Consider the following 26,974-nt stretch of genomic DNA (forward strand, 5'->3'; position numbering starts at 1 on the left):
GGTCAGCTCGCCTCCTCGAGGGCTAGCAGTCCCTCGTCGGCGAGGACGTACATCACGCCATCGCCGACGATCGGCTGTGTGAAGTAAGTCGACCCCTCGTAGGTCCACCGACGATCACCCGTCTCGGCGTCGATCGCGACCAGTTCCGAGATCTGGTACCCGAGGTAAACGACGCCGTCGGCGACGACCGGGTCTGTATCGGGGCTGTACTCGGCGGTCCACTCCCGCGTGCCGTTCTCGAGGTCTATCGCGTGCAGTGACTCCTCACCGTCGGTGACGAACACCGTCCCGTCGGCGACGGCGGCGCTGCCGTCGGGAGCGTTCCCGTCGTGGACGTACTCCCAGCGAACGCTGCCGTCGGTCCGATCGAGCAGGACGACGCCTTCCCGATCGGGAACGACGAGCCCCGCGTCCGTCACCGTCGGCGGACTGAAATTGCGGTACTCCAAGGCGCTGTCCGCGTGGGGCTCGGGCCTGACGCTCCATCGACGGTCGCCTGTCTCGGCGTCGAACGCGACGACGTCTCCGGGCCGACTCGAGACGTAGACGGTCCCGTCGCGGACCGCCGGTCGATTCGACCCGATCGACCGCGGTTCGCCGACCGTCTGCTCCCACCGGATCCGGCCGCTGCTCGCGTCCAGCGCGACGACGCGGTCGCTGTCGGGGACGACCGCGTACACCGACCCGTTGGCCGCGACGGGCGACGGCTCCCGCGGTGACGAACTGGTCCACCGCTGACTCTCCCGACCGTGGCTGTGCCAGCGCTCGGTGCCGATCGACCGGCCGAACACCTCGTAGCCGCCGCCGGCGCTCAGCCCGTAGATGCCTTCCCGCCCGTTGACGGCGAGCGTGTCGCGCCGGTAGGCTTTCGCCGCCGCTCGAGCCGGCGACGACCAGTACTGACCGTCTCGGACGAATCGGATCTCACCGGTCTCGCGATCGAACGCGACCAGTGACTGTTGGCCGACGGCATACAGCGTCTCCCCGACGAGGATCGGTGCCGTCTGCCCGTACATGCTCGAGTCCGTATCTCGCTGCCACGCAACCTCGACACCGTCTTTCGGTCCCGCCGCGTCGGGGTTGGAGCCGGTTCCTGCCGGATCGTACCGCACCATCGGCCACTCGAGGCGCTCGGCGTTCGTCGCGCCGAGCGTCGCGTAAGTCCCAGTCAGGGCGACGGCCGTCCCACTGAGGCCGACGAGGAGGCGTCTTCTGGAGGGCATTACCATCGTTCGGTTTCGGCAGTCGACCCATATGTTTTTCCACCGCTCAGTAGGGTAGGAACCGAACGCCGGTGCATCCAGCCACTCGTAAACAGCCCTCGAGAGCGCCAAACCGAAGACGAGACCGCCGTTCGGATCCGAGGCCCAGGTCGCGTTTCGCCGAGGTGTGTCCATCGGTCGCTTCGAAATCCTTTTAGGCGCTACACGGGGATAGTAAGGTAACTGAGTGATATCATGGACGTCGACATCATCTCCGAAACGGAGAACCCCATGTTGCATCGAACGGACGTGACCTTCGAACTCGTCCACGAGGACGCCACGCCTTCCCGTCTGCAGGTTCGTGACAGCCTCGCGGCGAAGCTGAACAAGGACGCCGACGAGGTCGTCATCCGCACGCTCGACACCAAGTTCGGGATGCGCAAGACCGTCGGCCAGGCCAAGGTCTACGACACCGCCGACTACGCCCGCGACGTCGAGCAAGACCACATGCTCGAGCGAAACAAGATCGGCGCAGAGGAAGACGCCGAAGCGGAACCGGAGGAAGCCTAAATGGCGCGACACGAACTCTACGGCGACGACGGCAGCACCGAGGGCGAACTGTGCCCCCGTTGTGGCGACGCCTTCCTCGCCGACCACGGCGACCGCAAACACTGCGGGAAGTGCAGCTACACCGAGTGGGAGTAGGCGCGATGTGGCGACCAGCGACGAGTCGCACCGAACCGCGACCGGGTCCTGAACCGACCCGAGACCGGGCGATACATCCGGCCTAACGCGATGTATCGAACACCGCAGATTCGTTCTACCCGTGAGTAACACCGTACGTATCCTCGGGATCGAAGGCACCGCGTGGGCCGCCAGCGCAGCCGTCTTCGACGCCGAGACCGACGGCGTCTTCATCGAGAGCGACGCCTACCAGCCCGAAAGCGGCGGTATCCACCCCCGCGAGGCGGCCGAACACATGCACGACGCGATCCCGCGCGTCGTCGAACGCGCACTCGAGCACGCCCGGGAGACCCACGACGGGCCGGCGACGGAGCCGCCCGTTGACGCCGTCGCCTTCTCGCGCGGGCCCGGGCTCGGTCCCTGCCTCCGAACCGTCGGCACGGCCGCTCGAGCGCTGAGTCAGGCGCTTTCGGTGCCGCTGGTCGGCGTCAACCACATGGTGGCTCATCTCGAGATCGGCCGCCACTCCTCCGGGTTCGACTCGCCGGTCTGTCTGAACGCCAGCGGCGCGAACGCGCACTTACTGGCCTACCGCAACGGGCGCTACCGCGTGCTCGGGGAGACGATGGACACCGGGGTCGGCAACGCGATCGACAAGTTCACCCGCCACGTCGGCTGGTCGCATCCCGGCGGGCCGAAAGTCGAGGCGGCTGCCGAGGACGGCGAGTACGTCGATCTCCCCTACGTCGTCAAGGGGATGGACTTCTCGTTTTCGGGGATCATGAGCGCCGCGAAGCAAGCGTACGACGATGGGACGCCAGTCGAGGACATCTGCTACTCCCTGCAGGAGAATATCTTCGGAATGCTCACCGAGGTCTCGGAGCGCGCCCTATCGCTGACCGGCAGCGACGAACTCGTCCTCGGCGGCGGCGTCGGCCAGAACGACCGCCTGCGCGAGATGCTCACCGAAATGTGCGAACAGCGCGGGGCCGAGTTCCACGCGCCCGAGCCGCGATTCCTGCGGGACAACGCCGGCATGATCGCCGTCTTGGGCGCGAAGATGTACGCGGCGGGCGATACCCTCGCGCTCGAGGACTCGCGGGTCGATCCGGACTTCCGTCCGGATCAGGTGTCGGTATCCTGGAGGACGGACGAACCGGACCTCGCGGCCGGTCACGGCGCGGCTGACACGGGTGACCGGCAGGTCCGCGGAGCCGAGGCGCTGGTCTCCCTCGAGCCCGAGGCGGGCCGCGTCACCAAGCGCCGCGAGGAAAAGACCTACCGCCACCCCGCTCTCGACGACCGGCTCCGCAAGGAGCGGACGACCCTCGAGGCGCGACTGACCAGTCTGGCCCGCCGCGAGGGGGTGCCGACGCCCGTACTCTCAGACGTCGATCCCCACGAGTCGCGACTCGAACTCGAGTACGTCGGCGAGCGGGACCTCCGGAACGGGCTGACGCCCGCGGGTGTCCGCGATGTCGGGCGACACCTCGCGCGGCTCCACCGGGCCGGGTTCGTCCACGGCGATCCGACGACCAGAAACGTCAGGGTCGGGCGTGTGGGACGCGACGCGTCCCAGCCCGAGCGAGCGGTCGACGACCGCGAGCGGCGCGCAGCGTCGCCGAACGAGCGAACGGACGATGTCCGTGAGCAAGGCTCTGATCGAACCTACCTCATCGACTTCGGCCTCGGCTATCACACCGACCACGTCGAGGACTACGCGATGGATCTGCACGTCTTCGATCAGAGTCTCGTCGGGACCGCCGACGATCCCGCCCCGCTCCGCGAGGCGGTCCGCGAGGGGTACCGCGAGGTCGGCGAAGAACGGGTGCTCGAGCGGTTGCAGGACGTCGAGGGCCGGGGCCGGTACCAGTCGGATTCGTAGCGGTCGATCGGCGAGTCCGACGCCGTCGGTCGGTCTCGGTGACAGCGCCGGCACACAATCCCTTTATCGGGGGACGACGTATCACCGAGCATGGCAGACAAGTCGACGTCCGGTGAGATCCTCGGGGTACCGTACAACTTCGAACGACCGAGCATCAGTCGCATGCTCTCGTCGTACTGGCAGCCCGGTGAAGGGATGCTCGTCGAGAAGCCCTTCGGGGTCGGCTACACCCTGAATCTCGCCAACTGGCGCTCGTGGATCGTCGTCGCCGTCGCCGGCGCGTTGCTCTGGCAGCAAGAACAGGGCGCGTCCGACGGCGACGAGGAAGCAGTCGACGAACCGGTCGAGGTCATCGTCGACGACGGCGACGACTGATACGGTTTGCTGTACCGATTTACCGGTGCGACCGCGACACGGTCTGCGGTCGCACCGGAAATGACGTATAGCAGACCGTATGACCGGTGCAAACCACCTTTTCGCGGCCGCCGTGAGCGACGAGCCGCTGCGCCGCCTTTAGCGATCGACTTCGCCCATGATGCAGTCGAGGCTCCCGATCGCCGCGATGAGGTCGGCGACGTACTCGCCGCGGGCGATCTCGGGCAGCGCCGAGAGGTTCGAGAAACACGGGCTGCGGATCTTGAACCGCGCCGGCGTCTCGGTGCCGTCCGAACGGATGTAGATCCCCAGTTCGCCCTTCGCACCTTCGACGGCGCGGTAGCTCTCGGCGTCCGCCTCGGGTTTGAGCGTTCTCGGGACGTTCGCCTGGACCGTCCGGTCGTCCTCAGGCCACTCCTCGAGCAGGTCGAGACACTGATCGACGATCTTGGCCGACTCCTCGATCTCGCCTAGCCGGACGAGCAGCCGAGCGAAGTTGTCGCCGTCGGGTTCGGTGACCACGTTCCACTCGAGGTTGTCGTAGTAGCCGTAGGGGTCGTCACGACGGAGGTCGTACTCGATGCCGGAGCCGCGGGCGACGGGCCCCGTACAGCCGTACTCTTTGGCTACCTCGGGTTCCAGAACGCCGGTGTCGACACAGCGGCGCTGGAAGATCTCGTTGGTCACGAGCAGGTCGTAGTACTCCTCGAGTTTCGCCGGGAGGCCGTCGAGGACGTCCCGAACGTCCGCGACGAACTCCTCGCGGGGTTCGGGCAGGTCCCAGGCGACCCCGCCCACCCGGAAGTAGTTGAACATCATCCGCTGGCCGGTCAGCGCCTCGAGACAGTCCAGTATGAGTTCGCGGTCGCGGATGCCGTACTGGAAGGCGGCACAGAACTCGCCGACGATGTCCAGCGCGTAGGTCGCGACGGCGATGAAGTGGGAGGCCAGCCGCGAGAGTTCGGCCCCCATCGTCCGGATCACTTGTGCGTACTCCGGCACGTCGATATCCGCGAGGGCCTCGATCGCGCGGGCGTAGGCCCACTCGTTGCACAGGCCCGCGGACACCCAGTCCCAGCGGTCCGGGTACGGCATGATCTGATGGCGGTACGTACTCCCCTGGCACATCTGCTCCTCGCACCGGTGGATGTAACCGATGTCCGGATCGACGTCGACGACCGTCTCGCCGTCCAGCACGGCCTTCACGTGGAGGACGCCGTGGGTCGAGGGGTGGTGAGGGCCGATGTTGAGGAACATCGTCTCCGAGGCAGCGTCGCGTTCGCTTCCCGCGATCGGGTTCGCGTGTTCCGAGAGGGTGACGATCTGTGATTGCTCCTGATCGTAGCCCAGCGAGAGGGGATGGCCCTGCCACGTCTCGGGAAGCAGTATCCGTCGCAGGTCCGGGTGGTCATCGTACTCGATCCCGACGAGGTCGTAGGCCTCCCGCTCGTGCCAGTCGGCCGTCTCGAAGACCGGCGCGGCCGACTCGCTTTTCGGGTCGTCGACCGGCGTCGGGACCACCACGCTCACCTCCCGGGTCGGGTCCGCGTAGGACTTCAGGTGATAGATCGTCTCGAACCGATCCGGATACTGTTGGGCGGTGACGCAGGAACAGTGATCGAACCCCGCGTCGTCCCGCAGCGTCGACAGCACCGCCCGGACCTCGTCGGGCCGGATCACGACCGCCACCGCGTTCTCGTGGTCGTCCCGTCCGAGGACCGCATCGCCGAGCAGGTCCTCGAGCCCCTCGTCCCCATCCGAACCGCCGCTCTCGCTCCCTCGCGACTCGAGCGTCGACTCCGCTGTCATGGCCGATCGTTCGGCGACGCGAGCCGAGTCGGTTCTGCGTCACTGACTAGGCTATTTATATACGCGGCGCGGACTGTCGGCCGTGAAGACCGTTCGACTCACGCTCCGGCACGACGCCGAGACGATCCATCCGATGCACCGGTTCGTCGCGGAGAGCGACGCGTTCGAGTCCTATCGGCTGGTCCACGGCAACTTCGCCGGCGGCGACGACAACGCCTTCGTCTTCCACGTCGTGGGCGATCCCGATATCTACGAGGCCGCGCTCGCGGACACCGACCGGGTCGACGACTACGACCTCGTGCGGACCGGCGACCGGACGTTCACCGTCTACGTTCGCGATCTGCCGGCCGATGTCGATACGAGGCTCCTCGAGACCTTCACCGGGGGCAGCCTCGTCGTGTTGCCGCCGCTCGAGTACCGGTCGGACTGGACGGTCCGGTTCTCCGTCGTCGGTGAGTCGGCGGACCTCCAGCGGGCGCTCGAGGGGGTGCCCGACGGGGTCGAGGCGACCGTCGACCGCGTCGGCGAGTACGACGGGGCCGACGCGGCGGTCGGCGCGCTGACCGCCCGCCAGCGGGAGGCGTTGCGGGTCGCTCGCGAGGCGGGCTACTTCGCGGTCCCGCGCTCGGCGAGCGTCGAGGACGTCGCCGCCGAACTCGACTGCGCGCCCGGGACGGCCGCCGAACACCTCCGGAAGGCCGAGGCGACCGTGATGGACGCCCTCGATCTGTAGCCGGACCCGTCGCGGCCCCGATCCTTACTCCGTGTACGCCTCGAGCGGCGGTGTGAACGCGTCGATGACGCGACACGGCTCGAGGGCGTAGTGAACCAGCATGAGGTCGTCGGTCGCCGCCAGTACGCGCCGCTGTCCGCCCTCGAAGCCGTCGATCCGTTCGGAGTCGTCCCACTCGGTGATGCCCATCGTTCTTGTCATCATGAGAATATGATGGCTCTTTAGGGGCCGAAAGACCGGTCCCGAACCGTCGAGGGGGCAACCGACGCCTATTTTCCGCCCGCGGCCCCCCGCTCGAGTATGACCGTTCGATTCGTCACCGGCAACGAGGGGAAGGTCCGCGAGGCGCGGGACTACCTCGAGGGCATCGAACCCGTCGAGCAGATCGAGTACGACTACACCGAGATTCAGAGCGACTCGCTCGAGGAAATCGCGGCCCACGGGGCGCGCGAGGCCTACGCGGAACTGGGGAGCGACGAACCGGTGCTGGTCGACGACGCCGGGCTGTTCGTCGACGCGCTGGGCGGCTTTCCGGGCCCGTACTCGGCGTACGTCGAGGACACCGTCGGCGTCGAGCGACTCTGGCGGCTCGCGAGCGAGGAGGAAAACCGCCGGGCACGGTTCCGGACCGTCCTCGCCTACGCGGACGAAACCGGCACGGAGACGTTCGCGGGTGCGGTCGCCGGCACGCTCGTCGCGCCCCGCGGCGAGGGCGGCTTCGGCTACGACCCGATTTTCGAGTACAACGGCCAGACGATGGCCGAAATGAGTACGGAAGCAAAGAACGCGATTTCCCACCGCGGGCGCGCGCTGGCCGACTTCGCGGAGTGGTACGCCGGCTGCGACGAGTAGAGAGTAGAGAGGAGGGCGGCCGACTCGAGCGGAACTCAGTCGTCGCTCTCGACGGCGGTCGTCGTGGTCTCGTCCTCGGCTACCTGTGAGTCGGTACCCGTTTTCGCCTCGCTATCGACGCTGACGCCCTCCCAGTCCTGGTCCGTGTGATAGCCCTCGCGCTCTTTCGCGCTCGGAGCGACGCGGATGAACTCGGCTTTTCGGCGCGCGTCGGGGATGGTGTGTCCGCCGCAGTAGGAGAGGCCGGACTGGATGCCGGCACAGAACTCGCCGACGACGTCGGCGACCGGCCCCTTGTACGGCGTCAGCGCCTCGACGCCCTCGTCGGCGCGGACATCGGCGTCTTTGTCGTCGCGGTTCTCGGCGGCAGTCGTGGTCGCCATGCCCCGCGAGCGCTTGTATCGATTGCCGTCGACTTCGACGACTGCACCGGGCGCTTCCTCGGTACCGGCGAGGAGACTGCCGAGCATCACCGTGTCAGCACCCGCCATCAGCGCCTTCGCCGCGTCGCCCGACGTGCGGATCCCGCCGTCGGCACAGATCGTCACGTCCAGCTCCTCGGCCGCCGTCGCGCAGTCGTCGACGGCGGTCAACTGCGGAACGCCGGCACCGGCGACCTTCCGCGTGGTACAGTGGGAACCGGGACCGATACCGACTTTCACGCAGTCCGCGCCGGCGGCCGCCAGATCCCTGACCCCCTCCGGCGTCGCGACGTTGCCGGCGACGAGGTCCGTCGACGGGAACTCTTCCCGGAGCCGTTCGACGGCCTCGAGCGTTCGCTCGAGGTGGCCGTGGGCCACGTCGACCACGAGCGCGTCGACGCCGGCCTCGACGAGCGCGGCGCTGCGGTCGACGTAGTCCTCGTTGATCCCCACCGCGGCGGCGACCTGCTCGTCGGCGGCTTTGACTTCCGCGACCTGAGTCGACTGTTCGTCGGCCGTGAGGAACCGGTGCAAGACGCCGAGGCCGCCGGCCCGAGAGAGTTCGATCGCCAGTTCGGCCTCCGTGACGGTGTCCATCGCGGCGGAGACGACCGGCGTGTCCAACTCGAGGTCCGGCGTGAACGGCGTCGAGAGGTCAACGTCGCTGCGGCTGTCGACGGGCGAGCGGTTCGGGACGAGGAGCACGTCACCGTAGCTCAATCCCGTGCGAAGATCGTTCATAACCCCTCACCACTCGGGGATCGCGTCTCATAAGAGTGTCGCCAGCCGACTGGGTCTGCAGATCGGCGCTGCAACCGGTCCTCAACCGGCTCGCTCGCGGGTGGCGGTGTCAGCCGTTTGCCCGCGGACAGGCGTCTCGACCGCTACGCTCGCGGGTCCCGGTCCGGACCCGGGTACTCGTCGTCCTCGACGACCGCGTACAGGCTCTCGGGGTCGAACAGGGTCGCGAACGCGTCCGGCGGGCGGACGCTGACTGACACGTGCGGTTGCAGGGTCAGCCCGGCTTTCGCCGACCGCAGTCGCTCGTCGTAGGAAAGCAGGTGCGCCGCCTCGCCCCGATAGGCCGAGGCCAGCGCGGGATGGTCGCCCTCGGGTTGGTCGACCGCGACGCGCTCGGCCTCGAGTCGCTCCCGGTGGTCGGCGGCGAGATCGGCGTCGGCGAGGCTCGTCACGAGTCGCTCCGTGTCCTCGAGCAGCGGGTCGCTCGCGATCAGTTCGACCCACGAGTGGCGGCGAACGTGGTCCAACGCCTCGCGCGCGTCGCCACCCACGAGGAGATCCGCCGCGAGCACGTCGGCGTCCGCGACGACGCGGGCGGGGTTCGGTTCATCTCGCTCAGGCATCCTCGTCCTCCCGGATCGACTCGAGTTCGGTTCGGATTCGCTCGCGGTCGCCGTCGTACGCTGCCCCGCGGTCGAAGAGATCGCCCCAACTCGCGCTCATTGGCGGCCGTTGGAACGCCGGGGTAAAAGGCCGTCCGGCTCGCGCGGGCGACGGGGACTCGATCACACTCCGCGAGAGGACCGCGACAGGAGCCAGAACGCGACGGTTCCGAGGCCGAAGGCGACGCCGACGTTGCCTGCGAGGCCGACGACCCCGACCGCCGCGACGACCGCGAGCGAGCGACGGTCGTCGACGGGCGCGAACGCGGCGCGGCCGAGTTCGAGCGCCACGACGACGAGCAACACGCCCAGAATCGCCGTCGGGAAGGCCGCGAGCACGGCACCAGCGGCGACCAGCGCGAGCGCGAGGTAGCCGATCCCCAGCAGGACGTTCGCGCCGCCGGTTCGCGCGCCGAAGGCGTACTTCCCGGCGAGGCCGCCGCTGCCGTGACACATCGGTACCCCGCCGAGCGGGATCGCCGCGAGGCAGGTGACGCCCATGCTCTGCGAGAGGTCGTCCGGCGACACGTCCCGATCGTAGAGGTCGCCACAGAGCAGGGCGGTCGCGATCGCCGCGTTCCCGACCGTCATCCCCAACTGGGCGACGGTCCCCTCGAGCGCGGCGGCGCTGAGCGACGGCGAGCCGGCGGGAAAGACCGCGAGGTCGGGGACGACCGGTGTCGGGACGCCGGCCGTCGCGACGGCCGCGACCCCGCCGAGTCCGAGCACGACGAGCACGCTCGCCTGCCGGTAGCCGACGAGCGCCAGCAGGCCGACGACGGCCAGCCCGCCCGCCGCCATCGGGAGGTTGCCGAGCGAGAGGTCGACCGCCGCCTCGAGCAAGAGCAGGGCCACGGCGAGTTGCACCCCGCGGATGACCGGCTCGCCGACGACCCGCTCGAGTCGGCCGACGAGTCCGAGGCGACCGACGACGAGCAAGACGCCGCCGGCGAGCAGCCCCGCGGCGGCGAGTTCGGCGTAGGAGAGTGTGCCGACGATCGCCAGCCCGACAAGCGCCTTCATCGGCTCGACGGAGAGGGGCATCCCGTAGTACAGCCCCCAGACGATCTGGAAGACGCCGAAGCCGACCAGTACATGGGGCAGCGAGACGCTCGTCGTCGCGGCCAGCGCGACCAGAAGCGGCAACACCGTAACCGAATCACCTAGCGCACCCGTGAGTTCGCTCGGGGAGAACTCGAGGTCGGAATCCGTCGGTGACCGGAACGAGTACGCCATCTATCCCCGATAATTCCGCGATGGTCTTCACTCTTGTCTGTAATCTATTGGCGTTTCGATCTCGGTTAGAAGCTAGTGAAATCGGTTTCGGGCTGTCGGACACCAGGTTGCGTGACAGGCCCAGAGTGACGATGAAACCGGCCCGCAGCGACAGTTATCGCGTTACGGAGCCGCCGTCGCCGATCGTCTCCGCCCCCGAACCGCCGGTCGACACCGCTTCCGGATCGACGTCGTCGGCGGTTCGGGCCTCGGGGAGATCGTAGCCGCTCTCGGTGACGTAGCGCTCGAGTTGGGCGTTCAACTCGCCGGCCTGCTCGGTGAGGACGGTCGCGCTGCGAGCGACGTGTGAGAGAGCCTCGGCTTGGGCCGATGCCCGCCGAGCCGCCCTCGCGGAGGTGTCTGCCGTCTTCTCGCTCGTTTGGGCGGCGGACTCGACAAGGACGACGACCTCCTCGGTCGCCGAGGCCTGCTCTTCGGTCGCCGCCGAAATCTCTTGGACCCCGTCGTTCGTCTGCTCGGCGAGTTCGGCGATCCGTTCGAGGGAGGTAGCCGCCGCCTCGACGTCGGCGACGCTGTCCTCGATGCGGTCGCGGCTGGTCCGGACCTCGTCGGCCGCCGATATCGCGCGCTCTTTGAGCCCCTCGAGTCGCTCCTCGACGGCCTGGACGGAGTCGTAGACCTCTTCGGAGAGGTTCTGGATCTCGTCGGCGACCGCGCCGAACCCGTCGCCGCCACCGTCGCCGGTCCGCGTCGCCTCGATGTTGGCGTTGAGTGCCAGCATGTTCGTCTGTTCGGCGATGTCGCTGATCGACTCGACGAGTTCGTCGATCCGTTCGGCCTCGGCCTCGAGGGCCTCGATCTCCTCGAGGGTCCGTTCGGTTTCGGTATCGATCACGTCCATTCCCTCGATCGCGTCGTCGGCTGCCCGGCTCCCCTCGTGGCCGGCTCGGGCGGTCCGATCGGCGGTGTCGGCGACCTCGGAGGCCGTCGCGGCGATCTCCTCGATCGTCGTCGAGAACGACTGCATCTCGGCCGCGACGGTCCGCAGTTGGTCGTTTTGGGTCTCGTTGTCGGAGACGACCTCGGTGAGTGCCTCGCTCGTGCGCTCGCCCTCCCGTTGGACCGTTTCCATGCTGGTCTTGAGTTCGCGGCTGTAGGTGACGACCTCGCCGGAGAACGACTTCAGCGTCCCGAAGGTGTCCTCGAACTCCGCGAGCATGGTATTGGAGTTGTCCGCCAGTTCGTCGAGCGCGTCGTGGGTGCCGGGCCGGTCGAACCGCCGCGTGAGATCGCCCGCCGCGACCGTCCGCGTCGTCTCGGCGTGGGCCGCGACCGTGCTCTCGAGTTCGTCCAGCGAGCGATCCGTGTGTTCGCCCGCCGCCAACTGATCCCGGACTCCGGCGAGTGCCCTCTCGAGTCCCGCGAGTTCGTCGTCCCGGTCGGTCTCGAAGGCAGTGTCGTATGCGCCGTCCTCGAGGCGGACCGCTCGCTCGGTCACGTCGGCGATGGCCTCGCGGAGATCGTCGCGCTGGCGCGGTGCAGTGCGGGCGTCCGAGGCGGCGGCGATCGCGGCCGCGGTTCCGACCGTGACGACGACACCGGCGACGCCGACGCCGATGAGCGCCGTCGTCGGACCGCCGAGCGCGACTGCGGTGACCGCGACGGCGACCAGTCCCACGAGCCCGATCGCGATCCCGAAGCCGAGCGGTCGCTCGGACTGGATCGCCGACGGCAGCGGCGACGCGCCGTCCGCGTCCGCGGCGGCCCCGGCGTCAGTCATCGGTTCCCCCGCGAGGCGCGTCGGCCGTTGATTCGGATTCGGCGTCGGTCTCGAATTCGAATCCGGACTGCTGCTCGGCGTCGGCTTCCGCCTCCGACCTCGAGTCCGCCGCGGCTCCCGATCGGGGAGCCGTCCGTCGGCGAATCTCGAACTGGCAGGCGTCGTCTCCCTCGTGCATACAGGTCTGTTCCTCGGCGACCAGTTCCTCGTCGAAGCGCTCGGCGACGCCCTGGATCGCCCCGCGGGCGACGTCACACAGCTTCCGGTCCGAGTCGTAGGTGATCCGCACCCGGTTCTCGTCGAGTCGTTCGGAGCGGATCCGCGGCGTCGTCAGCGTCGTCATGTCCCGCGTCCGCAGCGACGTGTGGAACTGCTGAATGTTCGCGATGAGCTCTAATCCCTCCCACTCGTCGTCGATGTGGAGATCGTAGGTCTCGAGCAGCGCTGGGACGACCCACTTGCCGTACTGGGTCAGAATCGTCCGCGGGCTCTGGTCGGTGAGTTCGCCGGCGGTGCGGGCGATCTCGTAGACGTCGCCATCCGGATAGACGGTGACGGGGACGTAGACCTTCTCCTCGATGTCGGCTTCGTCTTGGACCGCGAGCCACGCGTCCTCGCCGTAGGTGTCGATGACGAACGCCTGTAGCGTCTTCAGAATTATTCCGTGCATGCCATCCCCCGTTCGCCCGTCCCCCGACGGCCGCTCTCCGTCGCCTCGCCTGTGCCCGGTTCCATAAGTACTCTAGACCGACACGGGATCGTGATAATCACACTTGCTTCACTATTTGGTAACACTACCGTTACCGCACGTGTTCGCCCGATTAGGGCCGCAAAGCGGCCGTCTCGAGTCCCCGTTTGCCACCCGCGTTTGGGAGCTCGCGGCGACGAATCACTACCGATAAGACGGCTGACCGGAATCGGTCACCCGTGAGCGACCTCGGAAAAATCGATCGCGCGTTCTTCGATCGCCACGTCGCACCGAACCTCGGTGCCGACCGCGACGACGTCGCCGTCGGCCCGACCCATGGCGTCGATTTCGGCGTCCTCGATATCGGCGGGCAGGCGCTGGTCACCGCCACCGATCCGCTCTCGATCCTCCCCGCGATCGGCCTCGAGCGGGCGGCGCGGTTCGCCCTCGATCTCGTCCTCGCGGACGTGGCCGTCAGCGGCGTCGCCCCGTCGCACCTCTCGATCTGTTTTACCCTTCCCGAGGGGCTGACCGATGACGAGTTCGCGACGGTCTGGAAGACGATTCACGCGGAGTGTGCCGACCTCGGCGTCGCCGTCGTGACGGGACATACGGCCCGCTACTCCGATGTCTCGCACCCGTGGGTCGGCGCTGCGACCGCGATGGGCGTCGGCGACCACGACGACATCGTCCGGCCCGACGGTGCCCGCCCCGGCGATCGACTCCTCCTGACGAACGGCCCGGCCGTCGAGTCGGTCGGCCTCCTGACTACCCTCTTCGGCGACCGGCTCGACCTCCCAGACGACGTGATCGCGGCCGGACAGGACCGCCTCGAGGAGGTGTTCTCCGTCCGCGACGCCCTCACGGCGGCCGCGGCGGGCCCGGTGACGGCGATGCACGACGTGACCGAAGGCGGCCTCGCCGGCGCGTGCAACGAGATGGCCGACGGCGCGGGCGCTCGGTTCGTGATCGACCGCGCGGCCGTCCCGATGCGCCCCGGCGTCCGCGAGGTCTGTGCCCACCTCGACATCGATCCGTGGGCAGCGACCAGTTGCGGCTCGCTGGTGCTCGCCGTCGACCCCACCGGCGTCGACGACGTGCGCGCGGCGCTCGCGGACCGAGACACGCCGGTCGCCGACATCGGCCGCGTCGAGGCCGCCGGAGACGGCGGGAGCGAGGTAGTCGTCGACGGGGAGCGACTCGAGCACCCGTCCGTCGATCCGTCGTGGGACGCCTACGCCGCGTTGGCCGCCGACGCGGCCGCCGATTCCGATTCGTAACCGGTCGTCGCTCGTTTTGATTCGTTTCGGCTCGAGTCGAGGCTCGAGCCCGCGCACACCTCTCGCACGCGCTCTTGCGGTTCCGTCCGCCGGTCACCGGAACGGACGACGACTCTCACCAGCGCTGACCATCATCGCTTAGTATAACCGGGGAATACGGTTCACCATGAGAACACCAGCACCCGAGCGCCGGCCGGTCGCGCTGACGATCGCCGGCAGCGATTCCGGCGGCGGCGCGGGAATTCAGGCCGACCTCGCGACGATGGCCGCCCACGGCGTCTTCGGCACGTCGGCGATCACCGCCGTCACCGCCCAGAACACCCGCGGCGTCGAATCCTCTTTTGTCCTCCCGATCGAGGAGGTCGAGGCCCAGTTCGCGGCCGTCACCGACGACTTCGCGGTCGGCGCAGCGAAGACAGGGATGCTCGCGACGACCGAAGTCATCGAAACCGTCGCGAACCGAGCCCGCGAATTCGACTTCCCGCTGGTAGTCGACCCCGTGATGGTCGCGACCTCCGGCGACCGCCTGTTAGAGCCAGAGGCCGAGCGCGCCTACGAGGACTTACTCGGCGCGGCGACGCTGGTGACGCCGAACGCCGACGAGGCCGAGGTGCTGACCGATATCGCGGTGACAGACGAGGAAAGCGCCCGCAAGGCCGGCGAGGCGATCCTCGAGACCGGCGTCGACGCGGTCCTCGTCAAGGGCGGTCACGTCCCCGGCGAGCGGGTCCAAGACGTGCTCGTCACCGACGGCACCACCCGGGCGTTCGAACACCCCCGTATCGATACCGATGCGACTCACGGCTCCGGTTGCGCCCTCGCCGCCGCGATCGCAGCCCGACTGGCGACGGGCGAACCGCTCGAGACCGCCGTCGAAGGGGCGACCGACTTCCTCGCCCGCGCGGTGCGGTACTACTACGACGTGGGCGAGGGCCACGGCGCGGTCAACCACATGGCCCCGCTGCGAAACGAGGCCGCTCGAGAGCTGACCGCCGAGGAAGTGCAAGCCGTCGTCGACCGGTTCGTCGACGCCGACGCCGCGGCGCTCGTTCCCGAGGTCGGCATGAACGTCGTCGGCGCGACGCCCTACGCTGAATCCGTCGCCGAGACCGCCGCCGTCGAGGGCCGGATCACGCGGACGCTCTCCGGAATACAGCCCAACCGCGGGGTCCGGTTCGGTGCCTCGAGTCACGTCGCCCGCTTTCTCCTCTCGGCGCGGGAGTTCGTCCCCGACCTCCGATTCGCGGTCAACTGCCGGTTCGACGCGGATGTCGAGGCGGCGCTCGAGGCCCTCGAGTGGCCGGTCGCGGAGTACGACCGCGGGGAACAGCCCGACGCCGTCGCGGACACGGAGGGGAGTACGATGGGCTGGGGGGCCCGGCAGGCATTTGCGGACCGCGACGAGCCACCCGCGGCCGTCGTCGACCGCGGCGAAGTCGGGAAGGAGGCGCTCGTCAAACTCGTCGCCGAGGGCCCCGAAACGCTCGCGGAGCGGGCGCTGGCACTCGATCGGGAGGTGACCGAATGAGCGTCCCCAAACGCGACGCGGGCGACCTCGATGTCGGCGTCATCCTCCCGCAGTACGGCACCGAGATCGACACGGTGCGGGACACCGCCCTCGAGGCCGAATCGCTCGGTTACGACGCAGTCTGGCTCGAGGACCACTTCCAGTCGTGGATCGGCGACCCGCGGCGAGCCACCCACGAGTGCTGGACGACCCTGAGCGCGATCGCCGAGGCCACCGACCGGATTCGGCTCGGCACGCTCGTCACGAGCCAGTCCTACCGCCAGCCGGCGCTGCTCGCGAAGATGGCCGCGACGGTCGACCGGGTAAGTGAGGGACGGCTCGAGTTGGGACTGGGCGGCGGCTGGTACGCGGACGAGTACGACCGCTTCGGCTACGAGTTTCGGGAACCGCCGGCCGAACGGCTCCGCCGACTCGCCGAGACCGTCGAAATCCTGCAGGGGCTCTGGACCAACGAAACGTACAGCCACGAGGGCGAGAACCTCGAGGTCGACCTCGAAAACGCTTTCTGCGAACCCCAGCCAGTTCAGGAGCCCCACCCGCCGATCTGGATCGGCGGCGGGGGCGAGGCGTTCACGCTGCGGTACACCGCGGAACTGGCGGACGGCTGGAACTACGGCACGCTCGAGCCCGAGGGCTTCACCGACAAGCTCGACGTATTACGCGACCATTGCGAGAGCGAGGCCCGGTACGACGAGATCCGCAAATCCGCCGAACTGTTCGTCTTCGTCGGCGAGACGACCGAGGCAGCCGCGGACAAGCGCGAGGCCTTTCGCTCCGAGTTCCTGCCCGATGGCCCGAGCGAGCCCCGCGAGTTCTTCCTCTCGGGCTACCTCGAGACGGCCCCCACCGGGACCCCGGCCGAGGTCCGCGACCGGCTCGCGGACTACGCCGCGGTCGGGATCGAGGAGGTCATGCTCGCGGTGCCGAACGCGGCCGACGATGGCGACGAGAGCCTGTCGCTGGTGGCCGACGCGCTCGCCGGCTGACTCGAGGCCGGTTCGCCGCCGGAGCGACCGCGCGTTTTTGTAGCTCGGCCACTTAAAATAGTACTGTGACTGCGCGAGAAAACGCCGGGGCGGCGAGCGTGACTGACGCCGTGACCGCGTTCAGCGAAGAGGGCACTGCGGACTCGAGCGACGCCGCGGTCGGGTTCGATCGGGACCGCAGTATGGAGCGTACGGCCGCCGTCACGCGCCCAGCTAGCAGCGAGACAGCAGCGACGGACGACCGCGATATCGCCATCTCCGTCACCGGACTGTCAAAGCGGTTCGGCGAGGGCGACGCGGCGGTCACCGCCGTCGACGACGTGAGCGTCGACATCGAGACCGGTTCGATCGTGGGCCTGCTGGGGCCGAACGGGGCCGGCAAGACGACGCTCATCAAGTCGATCCTCGGCATGGTCGTGCCGGACGCGGGCACCGTTCGGATCCGCGGTATCGACCTCGAGGAGCGGCCTCGAGCGGCCTATAGCGCCGTCGACGCGATGCTGGAAGGGGCGCGAAACGACTACTGGCGGCTGACCGTCCGGGAGAACCTCCGCTATTTCGCCACGATCAGCGGCGTCGATCCGAACTCGGTCCGCGACCGCCACGACCGGCTCCTGGCACAACTCGACCTCGAGGCGAAGGCGGACGTGCCGGTCCGGGACCTCTCCCGCGGGATGAAACAGAAGGTATCGCTGGCGAGCGTCCTCGCCGGCGGCGCGGAAGTCGTCTTCCTCGACGAGCCCACGCTGGGACTGGATGTCGAGAGCTCCCGGACGCTCCAGCGGGAACTGCGACGCCTCGCCGCGGAGGAGGACCTCACCGTCGTCCTCAGTAGCCACGATATGGACGTCGTCGAGACGGTCTGTGACCGCGTCCTGATCATGTCCGACGGGGCAATCGTCGCGGACGACACCGTCGACGCCTTGCTTTCCGACACGGACCGCCACTGCGTTCGGATCACGAGCGCCGACATCGACGCCGCGCTCGTCTCGCGGCTCCGGCGGCGCTTCGACGCGATCGAGGCCGATCGACGCGACCCCGGCCATCGGATCGAGGTCGTGACCGACAGCGACGGCCTCTACGACCTGTTGGCGATGCTCCGCGACGCCGACGTGACCCTCGAGCGCGTTCGGACCGTCGAGCCCGACCTCGAGGATGTCTTCGTCGATCTGACGGCCGGCGATCAGGGCGACAGGGGTGACCGATGAGCGCCGGTCGACCCGACGCGACCGGGACGCCGCGGCCGGCCGGCTACTATCACCTCGCGCGGGCCGTTCTCTACCGGGAGTACCTGCTGTTCGTCCGGTATCCCGCAAACGCCATCGGCGGGCTCGTCATCTCGGTGTTCTTCTTCGGGCTGTTGTTCTACGGCGGCCGAGCGATCGCCGGGCAGGCGCTGACCGACTCCATCGAAGGGATCATCGTCGGCTACTTCCTGTGGTCGCTCTCGGTGGGCGCGTACTCCTCGATATCGAACGACATCGGGAGCGAGGTCCAGTGGGGAACCCTCGAGCGCCACGTCATGTCGCCGTTCGGGTTCGCCCCCGTTGTCCTGTTGAAAGGGGTCGCCAAGATCGTCCGGTCGTTTCTCACCTCCGCGGTGTTGCTCGCGGTGATGCTCGTCATCACCGGAACGGGCCTCGAGCTGAACTTCGTGACGACCGTCGTCGTCGCGACGCTCAGCATCGTCTCGGTGTTGGGCCTCGGGCTGGCCGCGGGCGGGGTGACCGTCCTCTACAAGCAGATCGGCAACTGGCTCAACCTGCTCCAGTTCGGCTTCATCGTGTTGATCTCCGCGCCAGCCTTCGACCTCGGCTGGCTCCGGTGGCTCCCGCTCGCGCAGGGCAGCGCGCTCCTCCAGCGGACGATGATCGACGGCGTCCGGCTCTGGGAGTTCCCGCCGGCGGAGCTCGCCGTCCTGCTCGCGGTCGCCGTGGGCTACTTCGCGGCCGGCTACGCCGTCTTCCAGTACGCGACCCGCCGGGCGAGACGCCTCGGCGTCCTCGGGGATTACTGACCCGCCTCCGCCTCGCACCCGACCGGCGTCGTCCGGACCCGCATCCCCGCCAGATTCACCCCCTCGGCACCCGTTCGGTCCGGTATGGCCCACGACAGGATTCACGCGCGCAAGCCGACCCACGACCTCGAGCGGTGGTCCGTCGGGACGATCGACGCCGTCGCTCGGCGGGACGGCCACGCGGTCTTCGAGGTAACGACCGAGGACGGCGACGCGATCGAACTCGTCGTGACGGTCGCGATCCGCGATCTCGTCCTCCGCAGACTCGACCTCGAGGCCGACGAGTCGCCGGTCGGTGCCCGGGTCTGGTACCGGACACGCGGCGGCTGACACGCGAGAACCGATACCTAATTTTCGGTGGGGACGCTATTCCGGCGCATGGTCGAGAGTCCGTTCGACGTGACTATCGAAGTCGGCGAAGTGATCGACGCCGAACCGTTCCCCGAAGCGGAGAAGCCGGAGATGACCAAGCTCTGGATCGACCTCGGCGACGAGGAGATTCAGTCGGCCGCGCAACTCGACTACCACTACGACGCCGCCGACCTCGAGGGGCGGCAGGTGCTGTGTGCGACCGATCTCGGCTCGGTACGGATCGCCGGCTTCAAATCCGAGGCGCTGACCGTCGGCGTCCCCGGCGAGGAGGGGTATCCCGTGTTGGTCTCGCCCGACGAGGACGTGCCGCTGGGCGGACCGTTGTACTGACTCGGACTCGGAGTGCCCCGTTCGCTCGCTCTGCCCGCTAGACCGAATCGATCCGATTTCCGCCGCTGAAACCGGTTCAACGAGACAATAAGTATAGGCACGGGGAGCCACGGAACACACGTGGCGAGGCGGGGCGGATTCGGTCGTTGCCAATCCGACCCGTCTGACATCCGAGACATCATCGCCCCGCTCGCCACGGATCGGACATCGTTCAACCGTCGACCCCTCCCCCTCGATTCCGATCCTCCACCACCTACCACAGCGCCGAACTGATTCGACGTCGGCTCCCGGCCGACGTTCTCCGACCGACCGCTCCCGCTGAGCGACGGCTCTCGTCGCCGAGCGACCACGTCCACCGCGGATCCCGCAGGGTTTTTGCGGTGGAGGGACAGTCACCGGATATGACCGAGGCGACGGGTATCGTCGGGGAGTTCTTCTCGCTGAAGGAGGGAACCGACGCCGAACTACTGGCGATGCAGTGTGGCGACTTCTACGAATTCTTCGGCGAGGACGCCGAGACCGTCAGCGAGGAACTCGATCTCAAAGTCTCCCAGAAGTCCTCCCACGGCTCGTCGTACCCCATGGCCGGCGTGCCGGTCGACGACCTGACACCCTACCTCAAGGCCTTAGTCGAGCGCGGCTACCGCGTCGCCGTCGCCGACCAGTACGAGACCGATTCCGGCCACGCCCGCGAGATCGTCCGCGTCGTGACACCCGGCACCCTGCTCGAGACCAGCGACGCCGACGCCCAGTACCTCGCGGCGGTCGTCGACGGCGGTGACGACGCCTACGGGCTCGCCTTCGCGGACGTGACGACCGGCCGCTTCCTCGTGGCGGCGGCCGACGACGCCGACAACGCGCTGACGGAGTTGTACCGGTTCGACCCGGTCGAAGTGCTGCCTGGCCCCGACGTTCGGGCGGACGACGACCTACTGAATCAGGTCCGCGATCGTATCGGCGCGACGCTCACGCTCCACGAGACCGAGGCCTTCGCGCCCAAGCGGGCGAAACACGGGGTCAGCGAGCAGTTCGGCGCGGAGACCGTCGATCGGCTGTCGGTCGGCGAGCCGACGATCGCCGCGGCCGGTGCGATCCTCTCCTACGTCGAGGAAACCGGTGCGGGCGTCCTCGCCTCGATGACCCGCATTCAGGCCCACCACGGTGACGACCACGTCACGCTCGACGCGACCACCCAGCGCAACCTCGAGCTCACCGAGACCATGCAGGGCGAGCGCGATGGCTCGCTATTCGCGACGATCGATCACACCGAGACCAGCGCCGGCGGCCGCCTGTTGAAGGAGTGGCTCCAGCGCCCGCGGCGCTCGCTCGAGACCCTCGAGCGGCGACAGGAGTCCGTCGCCGCGCTCTCGACGGCGGCACTCGCTCGCGACGAGTTACAGGATGCCCTCGGCGAGGCCTACGATCTGGCCCGGCTGGCCTCGAAGGCGACCCACGGCAGCGCGGACGCGCGGGATCTGCTCGCGGTCCAGGATACGCTGGCGGTCCTGCCCGAACTGGCCGATAGCATCGCATCGAACGCGGATCTGGCCGACTCGCCGCTCTCGGAGATCGTCGACCGGCCGGATCGGGACGCCGCGAGCGACCTTCGGGAGACCCTCGCGGCGGCCATCGCCGAGGAACCGCCCTCGACGGTGACCCAGGGGGAACTCCTCCAGCGGGGGTACGACGACGACCTCGACGAGGTGATCGAGCGCCACGAGGAACTCAAGCAGTGGCTCGACACCCTCGCCGAGCGCGAGAAGGGACAGTACGGCCTCTCTCACGTCACCGTCGACCGGAACAAGACCGACGGCTACTACATCCAGGTCGGCAAGTCCGCCGCCGACGGCGTTCCCGACCACTACGAGGAGATCAAGACCCTTAAAAACTCCAAGCGGTTCACCACCGACGAACTCGAGGAGAAAGAACGCGAGATCCTGCGGCTCGAGGAACGGCGCGGCGAACTCGAGTACGAACTCTTCGAAGAACTCCGCGACGAGGTTGCCGCACGGGCCGAACTGCTGCAAGATGTCGGGCGAGCGCTGGCAACGGTCGACGCGCTTGCGAGTCTGGCGACCCACGCGGCCGAGAACCGGTGGGTCAAACCGGACCTGGACCGCGGCGATCGGCTCACCCTCGAGCAGGGCCGTCACCCGGTCGTCGAGCAGACGACCGAATTCGTCCCGAACGACGTGCGGATGGGGTCGGCGGCCGGAGCCGCCGACCAAGAACGCGCCAGCGGGCGCGCAGACGAGGACCGTGGCTTCCTCGTCGTCACCGGCCCAAACATGTCTGGCAAATCGACGTACATGCGGCAGGTCGCTTGTATCGTCTTGCTCGCACAGGTCGGGAGTTTCGTCCCGGCGAAGGAGGCCGAGATCGGCCTCGTCGACGGCATCTTCACCCGCGTCGGCGCGCTGGACGAACTCGCGCAGGGCCGCTCGACGTTCATGGTCGAGATGAGCGAACTCTCGAACATCCTCCACACCGCGACCGAGGAGTCGCTGGTCATCTTAGACGAGGTCGGCCGCGGGACCGCGACCTACGACGGGATCTCGATCGCCTGGGCGGCGACGGAGTATCTACACAACGAGGTGCAGGCGAAGACCCTCTTCGCGACTCACTACCACGAACTGACCGGGCTGGCGGAGAATCTCCCCCGCGTCGCCAACGTCCACGTCGCCGCGGACGAGCGCGACGGCGAGGTAACCTTCCTCCGGACGGTCCGAGACGGGCCAACCGACCGGTCCTACGGGATCCACGTCGCCGACCTCGCGGGGGTTCCGGACCCGGTCGTCGACCGCTCGAGAGACGTTTTGGAGCGCCTGCGCGAGGAGAAGGCCATCGAGGCCAAGGGCGGGACCGCGAGCGAGCCGGTACAGGCGGTCTTCGATCTGGGAAGCGGGACGATGCAGACACAGGGCGAGCGCGAATCGCAGGCGCGAACGCAGACGGCGACGACCGATGGCGGTCCGGCGGAGGCCGACGCCGCGGACGCGTCGATCGATCCCGAGACCGAAGCCGTCCTCGAGGACCTCGAATCGCTCGACGTGAACACGACGCCGCCGATCGAACTCGTCTCGAAAGTTCAGCAGCTCCAGGAGCGACTCGAGGACACTCCCCCATCTGAGTGACGGGTTACCACACCGTCTTTCCGGTGAAGAATCGGCAGTCGACGGCGGGGTGAGCGACCCTACGCGCGGACCGAACCCGCCGATTCCCGTCCGTCGCTCTCGTCGGCACTGCTTTCGGTTCTCTTGTCTCCGATCACCACGTTGACCGCGGCACCGACCAGCAGGACGAACGCGGTGCCGTAGAGCCAGACGACGAGCAAGATGACCGCACCGAACGTGTCGTATGTCCCGACGGTGTTGACCAGGTCCGCGTAGATCCCGAACAGCGCCTCGAGGACGACCCAGCCCGCGGCGGCGATGACGGTCCCCGGAAGGGCCTCGCGCACTGACACGTCCACATCGGGGAAGACGTAGTAGACGGGGAAGAACGCGACGACGAGCCCGCAGAACAGGGCGATCGGGGTCAGCGCCACGATGACGGGGTGATCGATCGTCGCCAGCGTCGCCGTCGCGAGGCTCGTCCCCACGGTGGCGACCGCGATGACGACGAAGACGACGAGGCCGTCGACGACCGCCTCGCGGAGCGATTCGTCGCTCTCGCCGTACAGTTCGTCGAACGCGGTGTTCAACCCCCGAACGATCCGGACCATGCCCCAGAGCAGCGAGGCGATCCCGATGAGCGACGCACCGGCGCGCTGGGACGCATGGGTCAGCGCCTCGTAGACCAGCCCCTGACCGGCGGGGCTCAGGTGATCGCGGGCCAGCGCGACGAGGCGCTCGGTCATGTACTCGTTTCCCACCGCGCCGACGACGATCAACAGTAAGAGCAACAGCGGCAGCAAGGAGAGAAACGCGGCATGGGCGATGCTGCCCGCCATGAACGCGACATCGCACTCGCGAACCACCGCGACGACGTCTCGAGCGACGGACTGGAGCCGCCGCAGATCCATACCGTCGGGACGGCTCCGGTCAGCAAAAGCGCGGCGCTGGCACTCGCCATCGGAACCGCCGACGCCGAAGACGACGGCTCGACTGGCGCTGATCGACGGCGACAGCGACGCTATCCGAGAGCCATCGGAAGCGTTTTGAAACGCTGGGTTGCTCGTTAGCACGATGCACGAAGCAGACTTCGACGTCGCGGGGCAGACCGCGGTCGTCACCGGTGCGAGCCAGGGAATCGGGCAGGCGATCGCGGAGACGCTCGCGGCGAGCGGTGCGGACGTGGCGATCTGTTCGCGTTCGATGGATCGGGTCGGCCCGGTCGCCGAGGGGATCGCCGACGACCCGGACGCGGGCGATGCGATCGCCGTCGAATGCAACGTCCGCGAGCGCGAGCAGGTCCAGAACCTGGTCGACGAGACGGTCGACGAGTTCGGCGACATCGATATCCTCGTGAACAACGCCGGTGGGGAGTTCGTCGCGCCGTTCGAGGACATCTCCGCGAACGGCTGGAAGACCATCGTCGACCTCAACCTGAACAGCACGGTCCACTGCACGCAACTCGCCGGCGAGGTCATGCGCGAGGGGTCGGGCGGCGTTATCATCAACCTCTCGAGCGTGAACGGTCAGCACGCGGCTCCAGGCGAGAGCCACTACGGCGCGTCGAAGGCGGCGATCATCCGGCTGACCGAGACGCTTGCCGTCGAGTGGGCCGAGGACGGCATCCGCGTCAACTGCGTCGCACCCGGGCTGATCCAGACCCCCGGCGTCGCCGAGACGCTCGGCATCGACAGCGAGGACATGCCGCCCCGCGAGGAGACCGACCGCCGCATCGGCCACGCGGAGGAGATCGCCGACGTGGTTCAGTTCCTCTCGAGCCCCGCCGCCTCCTTCATGAACGGCGAGACGGTGACGGCGAAGGGCGTTCCGCGGGCCGGCAACTCGATGTCGCAGGATCTGGGTCTCGAGGACTGACGACGGGATCGTGCAAGCCCGCCTCCGGACGTGAGTGAGAGTCAAGCGGGACGTAAGACCTAACCAGTCGCCTTCTGTACGGCTATTCAGCACATCGGGTGTCGGAGCCGAGCCCCGACGCCGACCCATCGACTCATCATGAGCGACGAGAGCACACACCCACAGGACGACACCGGTATCCGACGGCTAGACGAGGACACCGTCGCCCGCATCGCCGCCGGCGAGGTCGTCGAGCGACCCGCCAGCGCGGTCAAGGAACTCGTCGAGAACAGCCTCGACGCCGACGCGGACAGCGTCGACGTCACCGTCGAAGAGGGCGGTACCGAACTGATCCGCGTCGCCGACGACGGCCGCGGGATGAACGAGGCCGACCTCCGGGCGGCCGTTCGCGAGCACACGACGAGCAAGATCGATGGCCTCGAGGACCTCGAGTCCGGCGTCGCGACGCTCGGATTCCGGGGCGAGGCCTTACACACCATCGGCTCGGTCTCGCGAATGACGATCCGCTCGCGACCCCGCGAGACCGAGGGCGCGGGCACCGAACTCGTCTACGAGGGCGGCGAGGTGACCAGCGTCGAGCCGACGGGCTGTCCGGCGGGGACCACCGTCGAGATCGAGGATCTCTTCTACAACACGCCCGCTCGCCGGAAGTTCCTCAAGACGACCGCGACGGAGTTCGCCCACGTCAACCGCGTCGTCACCCGCTACGCGCTCGCGAACCCGGACGTGGCCGTCACGCTGACCCACGACGGCCGCGAGGTGTTCTCGACGACGGGACAGGGCGACCTGCAGGCCGCCGTGCTGTCGGTCTACGGCCGCGACGTCGCCTCGGCGATGATCCCCGTCGAGGCCAGCGGCGACGAACTCCCGCCCGGCCCCCTCGAGTCCGTCTCGGGGCTCGTCTCCCACCCCGAAACGAACCGCTCGAGCCGGGACTACCTCGCGACCTACGTCAACGGCCGCGCCGTCACGGCCGACGCCGTCCGCGAGGGGATTATGGGTGCCTACGGCACGCAACTGGGCGGCGACCGCTACCCGTTCGTCACGCTCTTCCTCGAAGTCCCCGGCGACGCGGTCGACGTGAACGTCCACCCCAGAAAGCGGGAGGTGCGGTTCGACGACGACGACGCGGTCCGCCGGCAGGTCGACGCCGCGGTCGAGAGCGCGCTGCTCGAGCACGGACTGCTCCGATCTCGGGCACCGCGAGGCCGCTCGGCACCCGGCGAGGCACGAGTCGATCCCGGTGATCGACGCGCAGCCGAGAGCGGGACGGATTCGCCCGCCGGCGAGGCCACGACGCTCGAGTCCGGAGCCGAAACCGAAGCCCACTCACCGACCGGGGAATCGACCGCCGAAGCGAACGACGAACCGGCGACGAGCGAATCCGCAAATCTGGGGACGGATACAGCGACCGACTCGAGCGGGACGGATTCGACCGCCGGTCACGCGAGCGACTCGGACACTGCTGCCACCGCGGGCGGTTCGGAGACCGCCGACAGCACCCGATCCTCGAGCCCGCAATCCGCCTCGAGCGACGCGGATCGGGGATCGACGACTGCGACGGAGATGAACGCTGACGGGGCCGGGAGCGCGACACCCAATTCGACCGAGACGGAGGCAGACTCGAGTCGGACCGACTCGAACCCCGAATCCGGCTCCGCGGCAGATCGGGACCGCGACCCCGAGCGCAAGTTCGCGGCCGCCACCGAACAGCGGACGCTGACCGGCGAGCCCGCGACGGGCGAGGAAACCGAGTTCGACTCGCTGCCGTCGCTTCGGGTCCTCGGACAGCTCCGCGATACCTATCTGGTCTGTGAGACGCCCGACGGCCTCGTCCTGATCGACCAGCACGCCGCCGACGAGCGGGTCAACTACGAACGCCTGCAAGAGGCCGTCGCGGACGACCCGACCGCACAGGCCCTCGCCGAACCCGTCGAACTCGAGTTGACCGCGGCCGAAGCGGAAGCCTTCGAACACTACAGCGAGGCGCTCTCCCGGCTCGGCTTCTACGCCGATCGGGTCGACGACCGAACGGTCGCCGTGACGACCGTGCCCGCGGTGTTCGCGGAGACCCTCGAGCCAGAGCGCCTGCGGGACGTGCTCACTTCGTTCGTCGAGGGCGACCGCGAGGCGGGCGCGGAGACGGTCGACGCGCTGGCCGACGAGTTCCTCGGCGACCTGGCCTGTTATCCGTCGATCACGGGGAACACGTCGCTGACGGAGGGGTCAGTGATCGACCTGCTGTCGGCGTTAGACGACTGCGAGAACCCTTATTCCTGTCCGCACGGCCGACCGGTGGTCGTCCGGTTCGACGAGCGCGAGATCGAGGATCGGTTCGAGCGGGACTATCCCGGACACGGCGGATAGGGTCGCCTCGAGGGTGTGTGATCAGAGACACAGCACC

At 68.3% G+C, this 26,974-nt stretch carries 25 protein-coding genes; 16 read left to right on the forward strand and 9 right to left on the reverse strand.

Features of this window, described 5'->3' with window-relative positions; all coding sequences use genetic code 11:
• Positions 1 to 2: 2 nt before the first annotated feature.
• The gene (locus tag C489_RS08250; protein ID WP_006430753.1) at positions 3 to 1,223 is read right to left on the reverse strand and encodes a PQQ-binding-like beta-propeller repeat protein; all 1,221 of its coding nucleotides are present in this window, start codon (positions 1,221 to 1,223) and stop codon (positions 3 to 5) included.
• A gap of 234 nt (positions 1,224 to 1,457) precedes the next feature.
• Between C489_RS08250 and C489_RS08255 the strand changes: the two genes are divergently transcribed.
• The 4 genes from C489_RS08255 to C489_RS08270 all read left to right on the forward strand — a co-directional run bounded on the left by C489_RS08255 (position 1,458) and on the right by C489_RS08270 (position 4,146).
• On the forward strand, positions 1,458 to 1,772 hold the full coding sequence (locus C489_RS08255) for a 30S ribosomal protein S24e (protein ID WP_006430754.1): 315 nt from the start codon (positions 1,458 to 1,460) through the stop codon (positions 1,770 to 1,772).
• Entirely contained in the window at positions 1,773 to 1,907 is a 135-nt protein-coding gene (locus tag C489_RS08260; protein WP_006430755.1) for a 30S ribosomal protein S27ae, read from the forward strand.
• A gap of 121 nt (positions 1,908 to 2,028) precedes the next feature.
• Entirely contained in the window at positions 2,029 to 3,771 is a 1,743-nt protein-coding gene (locus tag C489_RS08265) for a bifunctional N(6)-L-threonylcarbamoyladenine synthase/serine/threonine protein kinase (RefSeq protein WP_006430756.1), read from the forward strand.
• 90 nt (positions 3,772 to 3,861) lie between these two features.
• A complete protein-coding gene (locus C489_RS08270) occupies positions 3,862 to 4,146 on the forward strand; it encodes a DUF5808 domain-containing protein (RefSeq protein WP_006430757.1) in 285 nt (94 codons plus the stop codon).
• 138 nt (positions 4,147 to 4,284) lie between these two features.
• Here the strand turns inward: C489_RS08270 and C489_RS08275 are convergent, their stop codons facing one another.
• Positions 4,285 to 5,955 carry an NADH-quinone oxidoreductase subunit D gene (locus tag C489_RS08275; RefSeq protein ID WP_006430758.1) on the reverse strand — a complete coding sequence of 557 codons (1,671 nt, stop codon included), beginning with the start codon at positions 5,953 to 5,955 and terminating at the stop codon, positions 4,285 to 4,287.
• 82 nt (positions 5,956 to 6,037) lie between these two features.
• Between C489_RS08275 and C489_RS08280 the strand changes: the two genes are divergently transcribed.
• Complete coding sequence (locus C489_RS08280; protein WP_006430759.1) at positions 6,038 to 6,688, forward strand: helix-turn-helix domain-containing protein; 651 nt, start codon at positions 6,038 to 6,040, stop codon at positions 6,686 to 6,688.
• A gap of 24 nt (positions 6,689 to 6,712) precedes the next feature.
• Here the strand turns inward: C489_RS08280 and C489_RS08285 are convergent, their stop codons facing one another.
• Positions 6,713 to 6,892 (reverse strand): cupin domain-containing protein, encoded by a 180-nt coding sequence (locus C489_RS08285; RefSeq protein ID WP_049890703.1) that lies wholly within the window; start codon positions 6,890 to 6,892, stop codon positions 6,713 to 6,715.
• 96 nt (positions 6,893 to 6,988) lie between these two features.
• On the opposite strand from C489_RS08285, the gene C489_RS08290 reads away from it, so the two are divergent.
• Entirely contained in the window at positions 6,989 to 7,540 is a 552-nt protein-coding gene (locus C489_RS08290; RefSeq protein WP_006430761.1) for an XTP/dITP diphosphatase, read from the forward strand.
• A gap of 35 nt (positions 7,541 to 7,575) precedes the next feature.
• Here the strand turns inward: C489_RS08290 and C489_RS08295 are convergent, their stop codons facing one another.
• The 5 genes from C489_RS08295 to C489_RS08315 form a co-directional block, all read right to left on the reverse strand.
• Positions 7,576 to 8,703 carry a guanosine monophosphate reductase gene (locus C489_RS08295; RefSeq protein ID WP_006430762.1) on the reverse strand — a complete coding sequence of 376 codons (1,128 nt, stop codon included), beginning with the start codon at positions 8,701 to 8,703 and terminating at the stop codon, positions 7,576 to 7,578.
• 143 nt (positions 8,704 to 8,846) lie between these two features.
• Positions 8,847 to 9,326 carry a DUF7384 family protein gene (locus tag C489_RS08300; protein ID WP_006430763.1) on the reverse strand — a complete coding sequence of 160 codons (480 nt, stop codon included), beginning with the start codon at positions 9,324 to 9,326 and terminating at the stop codon, positions 8,847 to 8,849.
• A gap of 162 nt (positions 9,327 to 9,488) precedes the next feature.
• Positions 9,489 to 10,601 (reverse strand): putative sulfate/molybdate transporter, encoded by a 1,113-nt coding sequence (locus C489_RS08305; protein WP_006430765.1) that lies wholly within the window; start codon positions 10,599 to 10,601, stop codon positions 9,489 to 9,491.
• A 154-nt stretch (positions 10,602 to 10,755) separates the two neighbouring features.
• Positions 10,756 to 12,381 (reverse strand): methyl-accepting chemotaxis protein, encoded by a 1,626-nt coding sequence (locus C489_RS08310; protein WP_006430766.1) that lies wholly within the window; start codon positions 12,379 to 12,381, stop codon positions 10,756 to 10,758.
• Positions 12,374 to 13,051 (reverse strand): heme NO-binding domain-containing protein, encoded by a 678-nt coding sequence (locus C489_RS08315; RefSeq protein ID WP_006430767.1) that lies wholly within the window; start codon positions 13,049 to 13,051, stop codon positions 12,374 to 12,376. The genes C489_RS08310 and C489_RS08315 overlap by 8 nt, the downstream gene beginning before the upstream one ends.
• A 257-nt stretch (positions 13,052 to 13,308) precedes the next feature.
• On the opposite strand from C489_RS08315, the gene C489_RS08320 reads away from it, so the two are divergent.
• The 8 genes from C489_RS08320 (at position 13,309) to mutS (ending at position 22,716) form a co-directional block, all read left to right on the forward strand.
• Positions 13,309 to 14,349: an AIR synthase family protein gene (locus C489_RS08320; RefSeq protein ID WP_006430768.1), complete on the forward strand. Its 1,041-nt coding sequence runs from the start codon at positions 13,309 to 13,311 to the stop codon at positions 14,347 to 14,349.
• A gap of 166 nt (positions 14,350 to 14,515) precedes the next feature.
• Positions 14,516 to 15,877, forward strand: coding sequence for a bifunctional hydroxymethylpyrimidine kinase/phosphomethylpyrimidine kinase (thiD, locus tag C489_RS08325; RefSeq protein ID WP_006430769.1), 1,362 nt, complete (start codon positions 14,516 to 14,518; stop codon positions 15,875 to 15,877).
• Positions 15,874 to 16,863, forward strand: coding sequence for an LLM class flavin-dependent oxidoreductase (locus C489_RS08330; RefSeq protein ID WP_006430770.1), 990 nt, complete (start codon positions 15,874 to 15,876; stop codon positions 16,861 to 16,863). The genes thiD and C489_RS08330 overlap by 4 nt, the downstream gene beginning before the upstream one ends.
• Before the next feature lie 65 nt (positions 16,864 to 16,928).
• A complete protein-coding gene (locus C489_RS08335) occupies positions 16,929 to 18,071 on the forward strand; it encodes an ABC transporter ATP-binding protein (protein WP_006430771.1) in 1,143 nt (380 codons plus the stop codon).
• Positions 18,068 to 18,880, forward strand: a complete 813-nt coding sequence (locus C489_RS08340; protein WP_006430772.1) for an ABC transporter permease — start codon at positions 18,068 to 18,070, stop codon at positions 18,878 to 18,880. Before C489_RS08335 ends, C489_RS08340 begins: the two co-directional genes overlap by 4 nt.
• Positions 18,881 to 18,964: 84 nt before the next feature.
• Positions 18,965 to 19,210 carry a DUF7861 family protein gene (locus C489_RS08345; RefSeq protein WP_006430773.1) on the forward strand — a complete coding sequence of 82 codons (246 nt, stop codon included), beginning with the start codon at positions 18,965 to 18,967 and terminating at the stop codon, positions 19,208 to 19,210.
• A 48-nt stretch (positions 19,211 to 19,258) separates the two neighbouring features.
• The gene (locus C489_RS08350) at positions 19,259 to 19,582 is read left to right on the forward strand and encodes a tRNA-binding protein (RefSeq protein ID WP_006430774.1); all 324 of its coding nucleotides are present in this window, start codon (positions 19,259 to 19,261) and stop codon (positions 19,580 to 19,582) included.
• 401 nt (positions 19,583 to 19,983) lie between these two features.
• On the forward strand, positions 19,984 to 22,716 hold the full coding sequence (gene mutS, locus C489_RS08355) for a DNA mismatch repair protein MutS (RefSeq protein WP_006430775.1): 2,733 nt from the start codon (positions 19,984 to 19,986) through the stop codon (positions 22,714 to 22,716).
• Between the two features lie 59 nt (positions 22,717 to 22,775).
• Here mutS and C489_RS08360 read toward each other — a convergent pair whose 3' ends face one another.
• The gene (locus C489_RS08360; protein WP_049890706.1) at positions 22,776 to 23,606 is read right to left on the reverse strand and encodes a YihY/virulence factor BrkB family protein; all 831 of its coding nucleotides are present in this window, start codon (positions 23,604 to 23,606) and stop codon (positions 22,776 to 22,778) included.
• A 163-nt stretch (positions 23,607 to 23,769) separates the two neighbouring features.
• Between C489_RS08360 and C489_RS08365 the strand changes: the two genes are divergently transcribed.
• Entirely contained in the window at positions 23,770 to 24,570 is an 801-nt protein-coding gene (locus tag C489_RS08365; protein WP_006430778.1) for an SDR family NAD(P)-dependent oxidoreductase, read from the forward strand.
• Between the two features lie 138 nt (positions 24,571 to 24,708).
• The gene (gene mutL / locus C489_RS08370; RefSeq protein ID WP_006430779.1) at positions 24,709 to 26,937 is read left to right on the forward strand and encodes a DNA mismatch repair endonuclease MutL; all 2,229 of its coding nucleotides are present in this window, start codon (positions 24,709 to 24,711) and stop codon (positions 26,935 to 26,937) included.
• The last annotated feature ends 37 nt before the right edge of the window (positions 26,938 to 26,974 follow it).

The sequence above is a fragment of the Natrinema versiforme JCM 10478 genome (assembly GCF_000337195.1).
GTDB lineage: Archaea > Halobacteriota > Halobacteria > Halobacteriales > Natrialbaceae > Natrinema > Natrinema versiforme.

Bases quoted from the DNA above. Each gene is read 5' to 3' on its own strand.
- C489_RS08360 (WP_049890706.1), bottom strand. From the start codon at position 23,606: ATGGATCTGCGGCGGCTCCAGTCCGTCGCTCGAGACGTCGTCGCGGTG.
- C489_RS08365 (WP_006430778.1), top strand. From the start codon at position 23,770: ATGCACGAAGCAGACTTCGACGTCGCGGGGCAGACCGCGGTCGTCACC.
- mutL (WP_006430779.1), top strand. From the start codon at position 24,709: ATGAGCGACGAGAGCACACACCCACAGGACGACACCGGTATCCGACGG.
- C489_RS08260 (WP_006430755.1), top strand. From the start codon at position 1,773: ATGGCGCGACACGAACTCTACGGCGACGACGGCAGCACCGAGGGCGAA.
- C489_RS08275 (WP_006430758.1), bottom strand. From the start codon at position 5,955: ATGACAGCGGAGTCGACGCTCGAGTCGCGAGGGAGCGAGAGCGGCGGT.
- C489_RS08290 (WP_006430761.1), top strand. From the start codon at position 6,989: ATGACCGTTCGATTCGTCACCGGCAACGAGGGGAAGGTCCGCGAGGCG.
- C489_RS08300 (WP_006430763.1), bottom strand. From the start codon at position 9,326: ATGCCTGAGCGAGATGAACCGAACCCCGCCCGCGTCGTCGCGGACGCC.
- C489_RS08255 (WP_006430754.1), top strand. From the start codon at position 1,458: ATGGACGTCGACATCATCTCCGAAACGGAGAACCCCATGTTGCATCGA.
- C489_RS08305 (WP_006430765.1), bottom strand. From the start codon at position 10,601: ATGGCGTACTCGTTCCGGTCACCGACGGATTCCGACCTCGAGTTCTCC.
- C489_RS08340 (WP_006430772.1), top strand. From the start codon at position 18,068: ATGAGCGCCGGTCGACCCGACGCGACCGGGACGCCGCGGCCGGCCGGC.
- C489_RS08295 (WP_006430762.1), bottom strand. From the start codon at position 8,703: ATGAACGATCTTCGCACGGGATTGAGCTACGGTGACGTGCTCCTCGTC.
- C489_RS08250 (WP_006430753.1), bottom strand. From the start codon at position 1,223: ATGCCCTCCAGAAGACGCCTCCTCGTCGGCCTCAGTGGGACGGCCGTC.
- thiD (WP_006430769.1), top strand. From the start codon at position 14,516: ATGAGAACACCAGCACCCGAGCGCCGGCCGGTCGCGCTGACGATCGCC.
- C489_RS08285 (WP_049890703.1), bottom strand. From the start codon at position 6,892: ATGATGACAAGAACGATGGGCATCACCGAGTGGGACGACTCCGAACGG.
- mutS (WP_006430775.1), top strand. From the start codon at position 19,984: ATGACCGAGGCGACGGGTATCGTCGGGGAGTTCTTCTCGCTGAAGGAG.
- C489_RS08270 (WP_006430757.1), top strand. From the start codon at position 3,862: ATGGCAGACAAGTCGACGTCCGGTGAGATCCTCGGGGTACCGTACAAC.
- C489_RS08345 (WP_006430773.1), top strand. From the start codon at position 18,965: ATGGCCCACGACAGGATTCACGCGCGCAAGCCGACCCACGACCTCGAG.
- C489_RS08315 (WP_006430767.1), bottom strand. From the start codon at position 13,051: ATGCACGGAATAATTCTGAAGACGCTACAGGCGTTCGTCATCGACACC.
- C489_RS08310 (WP_006430766.1), bottom strand. From the start codon at position 12,381: ATGACTGACGCCGGGGCCGCCGCGGACGCGGACGGCGCGTCGCCGCTG.
- C489_RS08330 (WP_006430770.1), top strand. From the start codon at position 15,874: ATGAGCGTCCCCAAACGCGACGCGGGCGACCTCGATGTCGGCGTCATC.
- C489_RS08350 (WP_006430774.1), top strand. From the start codon at position 19,259: ATGGTCGAGAGTCCGTTCGACGTGACTATCGAAGTCGGCGAAGTGATC.